14 protein-coding genes are annotated in these 13678 nt (G+C 71.0%); 1 reads left to right on the top strand and 13 read right to left on the bottom strand.

What is annotated here, in order from left to right; genetic code table 11:
* Positions 1-105 precede the first annotated feature (105 nt).
* Positions 106-1071, top strand: a complete 966-nt coding sequence (gene ppk2, locus WQO_RS30470) for a polyphosphate kinase 2 (protein WP_010058095.1) — start codon at positions 106-108, stop codon at positions 1069-1071.
* 108 nt (positions 1072-1179) lie between these two features.
* Here ppk2 and WQO_RS30465 read toward each other — a convergent pair whose 3' ends face one another.
* From WQO_RS30465 to WQO_RS30405, 13 genes are all read right to left on the bottom strand, one after another.
* A complete protein-coding gene (locus tag WQO_RS30465) occupies positions 1180-1902 on the bottom strand; it encodes a hypothetical protein (RefSeq protein WP_010058097.1) in 723 nt (240 codons plus the stop codon).
* Between the two features lie 165 nt (positions 1903-2067).
* On the bottom strand, positions 2068-3333 hold the full coding sequence (locus tag WQO_RS30460; RefSeq protein WP_010058100.1) for a lytic transglycosylase domain-containing protein: 1266 nt from the start codon (positions 3331-3333) through the stop codon (positions 2068-2070).
* A gap of 15 nt (positions 3334-3348) precedes the next feature.
* Entirely contained in the window at positions 3349-4113 is a 765-nt protein-coding gene (locus WQO_RS30455; protein ID WP_010058101.1) for a hypothetical protein, read from the bottom strand.
* 50 nt (positions 4114-4163) lie between these two features.
* Positions 4164-4730 (bottom strand): hypothetical protein, encoded by a 567-nt coding sequence (locus tag WQO_RS30450; RefSeq protein WP_032747891.1) that lies wholly within the window; start codon positions 4728-4730, stop codon positions 4164-4166.
* Between the two features lie 59 nt (positions 4731-4789).
* Positions 4790-5374, bottom strand: a complete 585-nt coding sequence (locus tag WQO_RS30445) for a hypothetical protein (RefSeq protein WP_010058103.1) — start codon at positions 5372-5374, stop codon at positions 4790-4792.
* 23 nt (positions 5375-5397) lie between these two features.
* Entirely contained in the window at positions 5398-5919 is a 522-nt protein-coding gene (locus WQO_RS30440; RefSeq protein WP_010058104.1) for a hypothetical protein, read from the bottom strand.
* Positions 5916-7151: an MCE family protein gene (locus WQO_RS30435; protein WP_010058105.1), complete on the bottom strand. Its 1236-nt coding sequence runs from the start codon at positions 7149-7151 to the stop codon at positions 5916-5918. The genes WQO_RS30440 and WQO_RS30435 overlap by 4 nt, the downstream gene beginning before the upstream one ends.
* A complete protein-coding gene (locus WQO_RS30430; protein WP_010058106.1) occupies positions 7148-8359 on the bottom strand; it encodes an MCE family protein in 1212 nt (403 codons plus the stop codon). The genes WQO_RS30435 and WQO_RS30430 overlap by 4 nt, the downstream gene beginning before the upstream one ends.
* Positions 8356-9531: an MCE family protein gene (locus WQO_RS30425; RefSeq protein ID WP_010058108.1), complete on the bottom strand. Its 1176-nt coding sequence runs from the start codon at positions 9529-9531 to the stop codon at positions 8356-8358. Before WQO_RS30425 ends, WQO_RS30430 begins: the two co-directional genes overlap by 4 nt.
* 1 nt (position 9532) lies before the next feature.
* Positions 9533-10552, bottom strand: a complete 1020-nt coding sequence (locus WQO_RS30420; protein WP_010058109.1) for an MCE family protein — start codon at positions 10550-10552, stop codon at positions 9533-9535.
* A complete protein-coding gene (locus WQO_RS30415) occupies positions 10549-11580 on the bottom strand; it encodes an MCE family protein (protein ID WP_010058110.1) in 1032 nt (343 codons plus the stop codon). Before WQO_RS30415 ends, WQO_RS30420 begins: the two co-directional genes overlap by 4 nt.
* The gene (locus tag WQO_RS30410; protein ID WP_010058111.1) at positions 11577-12875 is read right to left on the bottom strand and encodes an MCE family protein; all 1299 of its coding nucleotides are present in this window, start codon (positions 12873-12875) and stop codon (positions 11577-11579) included. The genes WQO_RS30415 and WQO_RS30410 overlap by 4 nt, the downstream gene beginning before the upstream one ends.
* Positions 12875-13678: an MlaE family ABC transporter permease gene (locus WQO_RS30405; RefSeq protein WP_010058112.1), complete on the bottom strand. Its 804-nt coding sequence runs from the start codon at positions 13676-13678 to the stop codon at positions 12875-12877. The genes WQO_RS30410 and WQO_RS30405 overlap by 1 nt, the downstream gene beginning before the upstream one ends.

Below are 13678 nucleotides of genomic sequence, written 5' to 3'. Positions count from 1 at the left end.
GGCGGTCCTGGGGGCACGTTCCGGTGCGGGAGAGGGCCCACCCGCGGCGGGGCGGGCCCTCTCCCGCACCGGTGGGCGACGAGGCGAGCGGGGAGAACCAGGGCGATGACCGAAGGACCGGGGACCGATCCGGCGGAGCTGCTGAAGGGGCTGACCGTGGACGGCAGCCGTCCCGAGCAGCCCGTCCTGCTGGACGAGCGGGGCCGTCCGATCGACACGTGGCGGGAGAACTACCCGTACGACCGACGGGTGCGGCGCAAGGAGTACGAGCCGGCCAAGCGCGTCCTCCAGATAGAACTGCTCAAGCTCCAGCGCTGGGTCCGCGAGAGCGGGCAGCGGCTGGTGGTCCTGTGCGAGGGGCGGGACGCGGCGGGCAAGGGCGGCACCATCCAGCGCTTCACCGAGCGGCTGAACCCGCGGGGTGCGCGCGTGGTCGCCCTGGAGAAGCCCACCGAGCGTGAGAGCGGCCAGTGGTACTTCCAGCGCTATGTGGCCGAGCTCCCGACCGCCGGGGAGATCGTCTTCTTCGACCGGTCCTGGTACAACCGGGCCGGTGTGGAGCGGGTGATGGATTTCTGCACCACGGAGCAGTACGAGCACTTCCTGCGCCAGGCACCGCAGTTCGAGCGGATGCTCGTCGAGGACGGCGTGCTGCTGGTGAAGTTCTGGTTCTCGGTCTCCCGCGGCGAGCAGCGGACCCGGTTCGCGATCCGGCAGGTCGACCCGGTCCGCCAGTGGAAGCTGTCGCCGACCGACCTGGCGTCGCTCGACCTGTGGGACGAGTACACGGCCGCGAAGGTCGAGATGTTCCGGGCCACGGACACCGATGACGCGCCGTGGACCGTGGTGAAGAACAACGACAAGAAGCGCGGCCGGCTGGAGGCGATGCGCAGTCTCCTGTCGCGGTTCGACTACGACAGCAAGGACGAGAAGGCCGTCGGGAACCCGGACCCGCTGATCGTCGGACCGGCGGACACTCTGCTGGAGCCGGGCGAGGAGCGGGCGGACCTCTCGCCCACGCCGCTTACCGGCCGGGCGCACGGGCCGGGCGACCATCCCGGCCAGGATTGAGCCAGGGCTTTTCCGCCACGGGGCCGAGAAAAAGGTGGCTCCTCCGCCCACTGGTGGAGGAGCCACCTTTCTTTACCGTCCTTCTCAGCGCCCCAAAAGCGGAATGCCTCAGGCGTTGATCTTCTTCAGATCCACCACGTCATCGGCGGCGGGCTTCTCGGCTTCGACCTTCTTGTTGTAATCGCTCAGCACCGTCTCGCTCGGCGCTTCGCCGCCCTCGGAAACCGCCTTGAGAACATAGGGCTCACCCTCGGTGGCCACGTACATGGTGATCTTCTCGCCGTTCTCCTGCTTCTTCTCCAGGATCAGCGCGGGTTTGCCGTCGACCTCCGTCGTCTCGCCCTTCTTCATTCCCTTGCGTTCGGACTTGTCGCTGTCCAGCATGGCGAGGGCGGCCTGCTTGTCGCACATCCCCTCCGTGCCGGACTGCGCCGGATCGGAGGCCACCCACTTGCCCTGCACCTGCTTGACCACCTCTTCGGTGCCGGGCTTCCCCTTCAGCGTGTTCTGCCAGAACTTCTCGTCGCCCCGTACGTAGACGCTCTGCCCGACCTGGAGGACATCGGCCTTGGCGCCCTGTCCGGTCATGGTGCCCGTGCAGTGGTCCTGGTCGTCGACATGGAAGTCGATGCCGATCTCGTTGCCGCCGGGCTGCTTCGCCTTTCCGACGATCCGCAGGGATTTCGCGTCACGCGTCGCCTTGACCGCGTCCGCAGCGATGGTGTCCGCACTCTTTCCGTCGAACGCTTCATCGGATCCTCCACCGCCGCACCCCACCAGTGCCGTAGCCCCCAGAGAAACCGAAACCGCAGCCAGGATGGCCTTCTTCATCGCATTCCCTCCCAGAAAAGGTGAGGGCCTCCCCGGGCCCTCATGAGCCCGGGTACCCAGCGGATGCGGAAAGTCACTCACCTTTTTTGCCGCTGTCTTTTCCGGCGGCTCCGGGAGCAAAGCGGAATTCGGGCCTCCCGGCCGACGGGAGGGAATGGGCGTGACTCAGACCGCGGCTTCCTCCCCCGGGCCGCACGGGTCGTCAGGCTCGTCCTGGCCGCCCGGAGCCGTGCCGGACGGCGAGGGGTCCGCCGGGGGCGGGGACGGCGTTTCGCCCGGGCAGCCCGGGTCGGTCCCGCCCGGGTCGGGCGGTGTGGTGGGCCCGGTCGGGTCGGGGCTGGGGCTGGGGCCGGTCGGATCAGGGCTGGGGCCCGGGTCGGTCGGGTCGGGGCTGGGGCTCGGACCGGGGTCGGTGGGTCCGGGGCCCGGGTCCGTCGGGTCGGGGCTGGGGCTCGGGGAGCCGGGGCCCGTCGGGCGGGGCGTGGGGGTCGGGCTCGGCGGCCTGGTCGGCTGCGGCCCGACGACGACGCCTCCGTCGTCCTTGCCGGGACGCTCCGGAGCACCGGGACCGCCGACCGGGGAGCTGGGGCGGGTCTTCCCACCGGGGCCGGGGCTGACCGGGAGGACGCCCTCGCCGTCGGCGACGGGGTGGATGCCGTTGCGGTAGAACTCCAGCCAGGACAGCACCGTCCGCAGGTAGGTGTCGGAGCGGTTGTAGCTGAGGACCGCCCGGTCCAGGTCGGCTCGGCGGGTCAGATCGCGCGGCCCGGCACAGAGGTAGTGCCCGGCGGCGAGCGCCGCGTCGTAGATGTTGTCCGGGTCCTTCCGGCCGTCGCCGCTGCCGTCCGCGCCCCAGGCCGCCCAGGTGGACGGGATGAACTGCATGGGCCCGACGGCCCGGTCGTAGGTGCCGTCGCCGTCGTACGCCCCGTCGTCGGTGTCCCGGATCAGGGCGAAGCCGTTGCCGTCGAGCGCGGGGCCGAGGATCGGCGTGAGGGTCGTCCCGCGCGCGTCGACCCGCCCGCCGGACGCCTGGCCGGACTCGACCTTGCCGATCGCCGCGAGCAGCTGCCACGGCAGCCCGCACCCCGGGTCGCTGCGGCCCACCGCGCTCTCGGCCTTGCGGTAGGCGGCCAGGACGGTGGCCGGGATGCCCGCCTCGGACCAGGCGCGGGCCACGAGGGGGTTCGGCTTCTTCCCGGGCTTCAGGGGTGCGGGCGGCTTCGGGGACCGCAGCGGCGGTAACTCGGTGTGGTAGACGTCGTCGCCCGGCACCTCGGTCCACACCACGTCGTCGGAGGCCGCCGCCTTCTCCTTCCGCGGCTCGGGCAGGGCGAGCCCCGGGGCCTGGGAGGCGGTGAGCGCGGTCATCGCGGCGACGGCGGTGGCCGTGGTGCCGAGCCGGCGGCGCACCGTGCGGTGGAAGCTCATGCGGAATCCCTTCGCTCAGCGGGTGAACGTGTCGATGGCGGCGATCAGCCAGGTGTCGCCGCGGCGGACGGCGTCCACGGCGAACATGGCCGCCGCGTACGTCGTCTCCTCGTCCTTGCCCGTACGGGTGTTGCTCTGGTCGGCGAAGATCAGCAGCCGGGCGCGGTCGCCGTCGAGGAACTCGACCCCGCTCTCGGTGACGGTGGTGGTCAGGACGAGCTTCTGTTCGGGGGCCTGTTCCCGGACGTCGGCGAGCATGTCCTTGTGCTGCTGCACGGCCCGGCCGGTCAGATAGGTGCTCGCCGCACGGTCGGACCGGGCGGGCGAGGCGTAGTCGTAACTGAACACCGCGCCGACCGCCTCGCTGATCCGGCCCTTCACCTCGCTGGTGCGGCCGATGTCGGTGAGCGCGGCGTTCTGCCGGGCGGGCTCGTCGCGGAGACTGCTCGCCGAGGCGAACGCCCAGACGGCGACGGCACCGAGAAGCACGGTGAGCGCGCAGAGCACGGCGGGCAGGGTGATCCGGAGGCGGGAGGCCCGGGGGTGGGGAGCCTCGTGCGCACGGCTGTCGTCAGCGGCGTCGGGCTCGGTGTCGGGTTCGGTGTCGGGCGCGGCTTCAACGGCGTCAGGCGCGTCGGGCGCGCTGTCGTCAGCGGCGACGGGCTCGGCTTCGACGGTGCCGGGCTCTCCGTACGCCGGTTCCGTCCCGGCTCCCGCCGTACGGGAAGGGGTCGTGGCCAGCCGGCGGCGGCGGTTGACGAGATGACGGGTCGTCGACATGGGTGGATCCTCTCCGGGGCGTACGGGGTGGGCGGGGTGCGGCGCGGAGGTCAGCCGCCCGTGGAGCCGACGGGCGCCTGGCCCAGGGCGCTGAGCTTCCACCCCCCGGCGGTCCTGGTGAGGGTGCCGAGCAACCGGCTCTCCTTCACCGCCGGTTCACCCTCGGGCGCGGTCACGGTGACCCGTAGGGCGACCATCACCCCTGCCCGTCCGGCCCGTTGGTCCAGTTCGGTCACCGCCCCGGAAAGGACCTTCGCCGTGCTCACCGTCTTCGCCTCGGCGATCTGGCGGGCGAAATCATGCCGCCCGTCGACCAGTTGGCGGTGGAGGTCGCCGGTGGTGGACTGCTCCCAGCTGTCGAGCCCCTGCTCCAGCGCCTTGTGGTCCAGCGTGTTCATGTTCTGCACCGCCTGTTCCCCCGCTGCCAGCGCGTCGTCCCGCGCCTGCGCGAAGGACGCCGCGTCGTCGTGCGAGACCTCGTACCGCTGCCAGCCACCCCAGCCCGCCGCTCCGGCCGCGCAGACCACCAGGGCCAGGGCGGCGAGCAGGACGGGGTTTCTCTTCCCGGTGGTCCTGCTCGTCTCGGTGTTCACTGTCGTCGTCCGCCGCCGTGCCATGCGCTGCCTCTCCCCTGCCTGCCGAACCGGTCCCGTCCGCCATCGCCTCCGGGCCGCCGTCATGTGGAGCCGATCTCGACGATCCACCAGCGTCCGTCGCGCAGTTCGGCGGTCACCGTGAGCTGCGCCGAGGCGGTGGTGGGGGTGCGGCCCCGGCGTTCGTAGACCTGGTCGAGGAAGACCAGGAGGTGGGCGCTGTCGTCGGTCAGCCGGGTCACGCCGGCCCGGACGACCTCGGTGGTGAGCGTCAGCTTCTGGTCGGCGGACTGCCGCTCGACCTGGCCGAACAGCGCCGCGTACTGCTGGAGCGCCTTGCCCGCCAGGACCTCTTTTGCTGCCGCCTTGGTGGTGGCGGTGGCCCCGGGACCGTACGAGAAGACCTTGCTGAGCGCGCTGCTGACATCGCCGGTGACCCGGGTCGTCGCCTCCGCGTCGGTGAGCGCCAGGTTCGCCGTGGCCGGGGTGTCGCGCAGCTGGCGCCCTTCGGCGTACAGGACGCCGCCCGTGGCGATCAGGGCGATCGTCAGCAGGGCGCCGAGGATACGCGGCCACCGGCGGCGGGACACGTCCGCTCCGTTTTCCGGGTCCGGCGTGCCCGTTCGGGCCTCCTCGGCCTCGGGGTCGAGGGCGGCATCGCTGCTCACCGTCGTCGTTCCTCCGCTCGCGCTCATCGGCCGCCGCCCGGCCCGATCGCCGTGAGTGCCTTGACCTTCCAGCCGTCGGCCGTACGGGCGAGGGTCGCCCCGAACCGCTTGCGCTGGGTTCCCGCCGTCCCGGAGCGCGGGGTGACCTCGACGTCCACGGTGGCGATCAGCTCCGCCGTACCGGTGCGCTCGTCCAGGGCGGTGAGCGCCGCCGACGTGACGGTGCCCCGGGCCGTGTCGCCCGCCGTCGTGAGGGACTTCGCGTCGGCCTTCCGGGTCCGCGCCAGTTCGTCGTGGAGCGGGCCGGTGGAGGAGTCCAGCCAGGCCCGTAACCCGTCGTCGACCCGCTGCGCGTTCTCACCGTCGAGGCTGTTCAGCGTCGCGAGGTGCCGTTTTCCCTCGGCCAGGGCCGTGTCGCGGGCCTTCGCGTAGGAGAGGGAGTGGTCGCCGCGCGCCTGCCCGTACGACCAGGCCCCCAGGCCGCAGAGCAGGGCGGCGACGAGGAGGACGGTCCAGGCTCCCAGGTGCCGGGGGCGGGGAGTCATGAGCCGCCTCCCAGGCCCAGCAGCCCGGCCATGTCCTCGGCCGGCGGCTGGGAGGTCGCGGCTGCCCCGTCCACGGCTCCGGGCAGCTTCATCGAGCCCGAGACGGCGGGTTTCGGCACCGGTCCGCCCTTGGGGGCGTTGGCGCTGCCCCGGACGTTGATGCCGGTGCCGGGCGAGGACGTGCAGCGGGCGGCGGTGTTCACGGCGGGCCCGGCCGAGGTGTCGAGCCCGTTGCGGTAGACCGTGCCGCCGTAGCCGGCGGTGCAGGGCAGGGGTTCGAAGAAGGTGACGGACATCCCGAACCGGGCGCCGTCGTCGTCGACCGCGCTCGCCCCGGCGGCGGCGACGGCGGGGAGTTTCACGAGGAGTTCCTCCAGGCCGCGTTGGCGGGTGACGGCCACTTCCGATGTGGTGAGGAGGTTCGCGACGACGACGCCGAAGGCCGGGTCCACGTCGCGCAGCATTCCGCTGATCTGGACGGCGGCGTCCGGGGTGGTCGCGATGAGGCGGCGCAGGTCGGCGTCGGAACCCTTGAGTTCGGCGGCCAGCTCCTTCGCGCCCCTGGCAAATCCCTTGAGCGCCTTGCCCTGTTCGGCCTGGGTGCGCAGGACCTGCTCGCCGTCGGCCATCAGCCGGGTCGTGACCGGCAGGGCCCGGTCCGCGGTCTCGATGAAGTCGCCGCTGGTGTCGAGGAGGACCTGGAGGTCGTCGCCGCGCCCTTCGAAGGCGGCCCCGAACTCCTCGACGACGGTCCGCAGGCTCTCCAGGTTCACCGAGCTCGCCAGGTCGTCGACGCTGGTGAGGACGTCGGTGGGGGGTGCCGGAATGGTCGTGTCGGCTTCGTCGATGACCGAGCCGTTGCCCAGGAAGGGGCCCTCGGTGCGGGTGGGCCGCAGATCGACGTACTGCTCGCCGACCGCCGAGAGGTTCGCCACGACGGCGGTGAGACTGTCCGGGATCCGCGGGGCGTCCTTCTCGATCCGCAGCTCGGCCTCGACGCCGTTCTCGGTCAGCTCGATGGGGCCGACGCGGCCCACGGAGACGCCCCGGTAGGTCACGTTGGAGTGGGTGTACAGGCCGCCCGTCTGCGGGAGTTGGACCGTGACGGTGTAGTAGCTGCGCAGTCCGACGTAGTGGCCGAGGTCGGCGTAGCGGACGCCCAGGTAGCCGAGGACGAGGACGGCGATGACGAGGAAGGCGAGGTTCTTCAGCCGGACGGCGAGGGTGATCACGGTGTCGCCTCCTTCGTGGTCTTCGACGTGCCCGGAGCGGTGGTCTTCGGCGTGCCCGACACGGCGGGCAGCGGGAGTGGAAGCGGCAGCGCGCCCTTGGCCGAGGCGGCCGGTTCCTCGCCCTCGGCCGGGGGCTGGGGAATCCCCGGGGGGTCCGGGGTGAGGGCCGGGATGATCTGCGTGCCGGGCATGGCCGTCACGTCCAGGTAGACGTTGAGGTAGTCGCCCTTGACCCCGCGCAGTACCTCGTCCGTGAAGGGGTAGGTCAGCAGCACCTGGAGCGAGTTCGGGAGGTCCTGGCCGGAGTCGGCGAGCGCCTTGAGGGTCGGGGCGAGCGCCTTGAGGTCGGCGATCATGTCGGCCTTGCTCCGGTTGATGGTGTCGACGGCGACCGTGGACAGGGTGTCGAGGGAGCGCAGCATGGTCAGCAGGGAGCCGCGCTGCTTCTCCAGGACCTTGAGTCCGGGGCTGAGTCCGGTGAGGACGGTGCCGACGTCCTGTTTGCGGGTGGCGAGGGTGGTGGCGAGCCGGTTGACGCCGTCGAGGGCCTGGGTGATGTCGCCCTTGTTCTCGTCCAGGTTGGTCACGAGGGTGTCGACCCGGTCGAGCACGGAGCGGATCTGCGGTTCCTGCCCGGCGAGCGCCTTGTTCAGCTCGGTGGTGATGGTCTTGAGCTGGTTGACGCCGCCCCCGTTGAGAAGCATGGACAGGGCTCCGAAGACCTCTTCGACCTCGGGGTTCCGGTTGGTGCGGGAGACGGGGATGCGGCCGCCGCTCGCGAGCGATCCGTGGGCGGTGCCCTCGGGGGGCGGGGCGAGCTGGATGAACTTCTCGCCGAGCAGGCTGGACTGTTCGAGCCGGGCGTAGGCGTTGGCGGGAAGCTCGACCTTGCCGTTGACCTGCATGGTGACCCGGGCCCGCCAGCCGTCCGGGGCGAGCGTGATCTTCGTGACCCGCCCCACCGAGACGTCGTTGACCTTGACCGAGGACTGCGGGGCGAGGCTGAGGACGTCGCCGAACTCGGCGGTGACCTGATACGGCCGGTCGCCGAGGTCCGCGCCGCCGGGCAGCGGGATCTGCTCGATGCCGGTGAAGGAGGGGGCGTCGGGGCGGACCACGACCAGGGCGAGCAGCGCGCCGGTGGCGAGCAGCGCGACCGCGCCGACGGCCGCACGTGCGGCGGGTCTGCGCCGGATCTCGTCGTTCATCGCTCGGCCCCCTTCTCCTCGTCGGCCCGGCCTGACGTGCCTGCCTTTCCGGCCTCGCCGGGCTTGCCGGGCTGCTTCTCGGGGGTGCCGTAGACCGTGCCGACCTCGGGCAGCGGGAGGACGGGCAGCGCCTTGCGGCGCGTCGCGTCGACGGGGGCGAGGCCGGTGAGCCGGCTCGCCGCGGCGGCGGCCCCGGGCTCCACCAGCGGTCCGCCCATGGACAGTTCGTTGAGGTTGGTCCGCCCGTTCAGGGTGCGGTGGGCCGGGTCGTAGGCGTTGAGGACGTTGCCCGCGGCAAGCGGCAGGGTGTCCATCGCCTCGGCGAGCGAGGCGCGCTGGTCGACGAGCGCCTGGGTGATCGGCACGAGAGCCTCGACGTTCTTCTTGAGCGAGCCGCGGTTCTTGGCGATGAAGGCCTTGACCTGGCCGAGGGCGGTGCCGAGCTCCTTGAGGGCGGCGCTGAGGTTCTTCTTGTCGTCGGCGAGGAAGGTGGTGACCGTGTTCAGCTGCTGCTCGGCGCTGCGGACGTTGCCGTCGTTCTCCTTCAGCATCGTGGTGAAGCTCTGGAGGTATTTCAGGGTGTCGAACAGGTCTCCGCTGCTCTTGTCGAGCGTCTTGGTGGCCTTGCCGAACTGCTCGATGGAGTCCCCGATGGCCTTGCCGTTCCCGTCGAGGTTCTTCGCCCCGGTGTCCAGGAGCCGGGCGAGCGCCCCGTTCGCGTTGGCGCCGTCGGGGCCGAGCGCGGTGGAGAGTTCGGTGATGGAGGCGTACAGCTCGTCGACCTCGACGGGGGTGGCGTTGCGGGCGGCGGGCAGCACCGCGCCGGCGGCGAGCCGGGGGCCGCCGCCGTAGGCCGGGGCGAGCTGGATGTAGCGGTCGGCGACGAGGCTGGGGGCGACGACGACGGCGTGGGCATCCTCGGGGACGTCGATGCCCCGGTCGAGGCGCAGCACGACCTTCACCTCCTTGCCGCGCGGCTCGACGGAGTCGACGGTGCCGACCTTGACGCCGAGGATCCGCAGGTCGGATCCGGCGTAGACGCCCGTGGCCCGGTCGAAGTAGGCGGTGACGGTGGTCTTCCCGTCCTCCTCCAGGGCGCTCACGCCGGTGGCGGCCACGACGGCGACGAGGGCGAGTCCGGCGCCGATGCCGGTGATGCGGGTGCGTCTCATGTCAGCGGCCCCCTTGCTGCCGGGGTGGCATGCATCCGGTCGCCGGGGGTGTGCCGGCGGGGAGATAGTTCCTGGGCACGACACCGCAGACGTAGTTGTCGAACCAGCGCCCGCTGCCGAGGGTGTTGCCGACGAGCCGGCTGTAGGAGCCGGTCGTGGCGAGGACCTTGTCCAGGCTCTTGCGGTTCCTCACCAGGACGGCGGTGACGCGGCCGAGGGAGGCCAGGGTCGGCCCGAGCTGCTTGTCGTTGTCCTTGACGAGTCCGGTGAGCTGGGTGCCGAGGTCGCGGGTGCCGGTGAGCAGCAGATGGATGGAGTCGCGGCGGGCCCGGATCTCGCCGAGCAGCAGGTTTCCGTCCTCCAGGAGCGTTTCGAAGCTGCTCTTCTTCCCGTCGAGGGTCCGGGTCAGCTTCTTGCTGCTGCTGAGCAGGGTGGCGAGCTGGGCGTCGCGTTCGGAGACCGTACGGGAGAGGGCGGAGAGCCCTTCGGCGGCGCTGCGGACGTGGGGCGGGGAGTCCTTGAAGGTGGCGGAGATCGTCTCGAAGCTCTTGGCGAGCTGGTCGGTGTCGATCTCGCCGATGGTCTCGCCGAGTCCGTTGAACGCCTGGGTGACGTCGTACGGGGAGGTCGTGCGGCTCGTGGTGATCCGGGAGCCGGGGTCCTGCGGGGCGTCGCCGAGGGGGTCGACGGCGAGGTACTTCTCGCCGAGCAGGGTCTTGATGGCGATGCCCACGGTGGAGGAGTCGCCGATCCAGGCGTCCTCGACCCGGAAGTCGACGCGGACCTTCGCGCCGTCGAGGGAGACGCCGGTGACCTCGCCGACCTTCACTCCGGCGATGCGCACTTCGTCGCCGTCGTCGAGTCCGGCGGATTCGGTGAAGTCGGCGCTGTAGGACGTGCCGTTGTCGACGAAGGGCAGGGAGTCGGCGCGCCAGGCGGTGAGGCCGACGAGGGCCAGGACGAGGAGCCCGACGACGGCGACGGCGACCGGGTTGCGTTCCCGGATGGGGGTGAGTCTCATGCCAGGCACCTCGGTTGGGTGATCGCGATGCCGGTGGGCGGCTTGCTGCCGTCGTCATGGGTGACGCCGCTGACCTTCGCTTCGCAGAGGTAGAGGTTGAGCCACGATCCGTAGGACGTCAGCCGGCTGATGGCCGCCATCTTGGCCGGGGTCTTCTGGAGGAAGTTCTCGATCTGCGGGGTGCCCTTCTCCAACTGTCCGCTGAGCCGTCCGAGTTGGCGGATGTCGTCCTTGAGGGGCTTCCGGCCGTCCTGGAAGAGGTCGGCGGTGACGGTGGTGAGCGCACCCATCGCGGTGATGGCCTCGCCGAGCGGTTTGCGGTCGCCGGAGAATCCGGTGACGAGCTTCTGGAGGGTGACGACGAGGTCGTCGAAGCCCTCCTCGCGGTCGTTGACCGTCTTGAGGACCGTGTTGAGGTTCGTGATCACCTCGCCGATCACCTTGTCCTTCGCGGCGACGGTCGTGGTGAGCGACCCGACGTGCCGCAGGATGCTGTCGACGGTGCCGCCCTCGCCCTGGAGGACCTGGACGATGGAGCCGGCGAGCTGGTTGACGTCGGGCGGCGACAGCCCTTCGAAGAGGGGCTGGAAGCCGTTGAAGAGCTGGGTGAGGTCGAGGGCCGGGGTGGTGCGGGAGAGCGGGATGGTGTCCCCGGGCGCGAAGGTCCGGCCGACGGGTCCGGGGCCCCGGTCGAGGTCGACGTACCGCTGGCCGACCATGTTGAGGTACTTGATGGACGCCGTCACCGAGGCGGGGAGGTCGCGCCCCTTGCGTACGGCGAAGGCGACCTCGGCCACGCGCCGGTCGGCGACCCGTACGGATTCGACCTGGCCGACCTTCACCCCGGCGATCCGGACGCTGTCGCCGGGGATGAGACCGGTGGCGTCGGTGAACCGCGCCTTATACGTGGTGGTGTCGCCGACGCCCGTGTTGGCGATGGAGAGCCCGAGGACGGTGGTGGCCAGGACGGTGACGACGATGAAGACGAGGGACTTGGCGATCGGTCCCGCGAGCGAGCGGCGCTTCACTTGAGCTTCACCTCCGCACCGCGGAAGGCCGGACCGATGAGCACGCTGCTCCAGTCGGGCAGCTCTCCCGGCCGGACCTTCAGCGAGGGGGCGACCAGTTCGTTCACGAGCTGGGACTCCTGCGGCGAGTTGGGCAGTCCGAGCGCGGTGTCGGTGCCGTCGGAGCCGTCGCCCCGGGTGGGCGGGGGCGCGGTGACGTCGGTGGCCCGGCGGATGTCGGCGGTCGGGGCGTGCTTGCCGACGTACGGCACCGAGTAGCACGTCGGGCCGCCCGTGGCGTTGTAGACCGGGGTGTCCCTTCCGAGGACGTATTTCCCCTTCGAGGGAACGGACTTGACCGACACGTGCAGCCCCGGCTCGTCGGTTCCCTTGCCCAGCGCCTTGTCCATGGCGGGCACGAATCCGGCCATGGTGCGCAGGGTGCAGGGGAACGACTCGGCGTATTCGGCGAGGAGTTCGAGGGAGGGGCGGCTCGCGGCGGAGAGCCGGATGAGGTTGTCCTTGTTCTCCCGCAGGAAGGAGGTGACGTCCTGCGCGGCGGCCGTGGTGGTGCCGTGGAGCGCGGCGAGCCGCGCCTCCTCGTCGGCGAGGGTGGAGCTGGTGACCGTGGCGTCCCGCAGCGCGTCGAGGACGTCCGGCGCGGCGTCCGCGTACAGCGTGCTCACCTTGACGAGTTCCTTGATGTCGGCGTTGAGGGTCGGGAGTTGGGGGTTGAACTTCTTCAGGTGGTGATCCAGCGTGGTCAGCGTCTCGCCGAGGCGTTCACCGCGTCCCTCCAGCGCCTGGGAGACGGCGCCCAGCGTGGCGGAGAGCTTCTCGGGCTTCACGGCGGTCAGCAGCGGCAAGACGTTGTCGAGGACCTGTTCCAGCTCGATGGCGTTGCTGGAGCGGTCCTGCGGGATGACGGCCCCGGCCCGCAGCGTGGTGGCCGCGGGGATGCGGGGCGGGACGAGAGCGACGAACCGCGCGCCGAAGAGGGTCGTCGGCAGCATCTGGGCGGTGACGTCGGCGGGGACCTGGCCGAGCTTGTCTCGGTCGATGGCCAGGGTGAGCCGGGCGCCGTCGCCGTCGGTCGCGATGGAGCGGACCTGCCCGATCACGACGCCGCGGAGCTTCACATCGGCGTTGGTGTGCATCTCGTTGCCGACCGGTCCGGTGCGGACGGTGACCGTGGCGTCGTCCGTGAAGTCCTTCTCGTACACGGAGACCGAGACCCACACCAGGACGGCGGGCACCAGCAGGAAGGTGACTCCGGCCAGGCGGCGACGGACGGTGCGGGTGCTGGATGTGCGCATCAGCCGGCCACCTTCACCGTCGTCGTGGCGCCCCAGATGGCGAGCGAGAGGAAGAAGTCGGTGACGCTGATGAGCACGATGGCGTTGCGTACCGAGCGGCCGACCGCCACCCCCACGCCGGCCGGGCCGCCGGTGGCGTGGAAGCCGTAGTAGCAGTGGGCGAGGATCACCAGCACGCTGAAGATCAGCACCTTGAGCACCGACAGCAGGACGTCCTGCGGGGAGAGGAAGAGGTTGAAGTAGTGGTCGTAGGTGCCCGCCGACTGGCCGTTGAAGAAGATGGTGATCCAGCGGGAGGCGACGTACGAGGAGAGCAGCCCGATCGCGTACAGCGGGATGATCGCGACGACTCCGGCGATGATCCGGGTGGTGACGAGGTAGGGCATGGAGCGGACGCCCATCGCCTCCAGGGCGTCGACCTCCTCGTTGATCCGCATCGCGCCGAGCTGGGCGGTGAAACCCGCGCCGACGGTGGCGGAGAGGGCGAGCCCGGCGACCAGGGGGGCGATCTCCCGGGTGTTGAAGTAGGCGGAGACGAACCCGGTGAAGGCCGAGGTGCCGATCTGGTTGAGGGCGGCGTACCCCTGGAGTCCGACGACCGTGCCGGTGAACAGGGTCATCGCGATCATCACGCCGATGGTGCCGCCGATGACGCCGAGTCCGCCGCTGCCGAAGGCGACCTCGGCCAGGAGTCGCTGGACCTCACGCAGATAGCGGCGCAGGGTGCGCGGGATCCAGACAAGTGCCTTCACATAGAAGGTGAGTTGATCGCCCGATCGGTCGAGCCAGTTCAGCATGGCCAT

This window comes from Streptomyces globisporus C-1027 (genome assembly GCF_000261345.2).
Classification (GTDB): Bacteria; Actinomycetota; Actinomycetes; order Streptomycetales; family Streptomycetaceae; genus Streptomyces; species Streptomyces pakalii.
The sequence above is the reverse complement of the archived record's forward strand: the minus strand, read 5'-3'. Positions and strand labels throughout refer to the sequence as shown.

Excerpts from the sequence above, each read along its gene's own strand:
- WQO_RS30455 (WP_010058101.1), bottom strand. The coding sequence starts at position 4,113 with ATGTCGACGACCCGTCATCTCGTCAACCGCCGCCGCCGGCTGGCCACG.
- WQO_RS30420 (WP_010058109.1), bottom strand. The coding sequence starts at position 10,552 with ATGAGACTCACCCCCATCCGGGAACGCAACCCGGTCGCCGTCGCCGTC.
- WQO_RS30405 (WP_010058112.1), bottom strand. The coding sequence starts at position 13,678 with ATGGCCATGCTGAACTGGCTCGACCGATCGGGCGATCAACTCACCTTC.
- WQO_RS30425 (WP_010058108.1), bottom strand. The coding sequence starts at position 9,531 with ATGAGACGCACCCGCATCACCGGCATCGGCGCCGGACTCGCCCTCGTC.
- WQO_RS30430 (WP_010058106.1), bottom strand. The coding sequence starts at position 8,359 with ATGAACGACGAGATCCGGCGCAGACCCGCCGCACGTGCGGCCGTCGGC.
- ppk2 (WP_010058095.1), top strand. The coding sequence starts at position 106 with ATGACCGAAGGACCGGGGACCGATCCGGCGGAGCTGCTGAAGGGGCTG.
- WQO_RS30465 (WP_010058097.1), bottom strand. The coding sequence starts at position 1,902 with ATGAAGAAGGCCATCCTGGCTGCGGTTTCGGTTTCTCTGGGGGCTACG.
- WQO_RS30410 (WP_010058111.1), bottom strand. The coding sequence starts at position 12,875 with ATGCGCACATCCAGCACCCGCACCGTCCGTCGCCGCCTGGCCGGAGTC.
- WQO_RS30440 (WP_010058104.1), bottom strand. The coding sequence starts at position 5,919 with ATGACTCCCCGCCCCCGGCACCTGGGAGCCTGGACCGTCCTCCTCGTC.
- WQO_RS30460 (WP_010058100.1), bottom strand. The coding sequence starts at position 3,333 with ATGAGCTTCCACCGCACGGTGCGCCGCCGGCTCGGCACCACGGCCACC.
- WQO_RS30450 (WP_032747891.1), bottom strand. The coding sequence starts at position 4,730 with ATGGCACGGCGGCGGACGACGACAGTGAACACCGAGACGAGCAGGACC.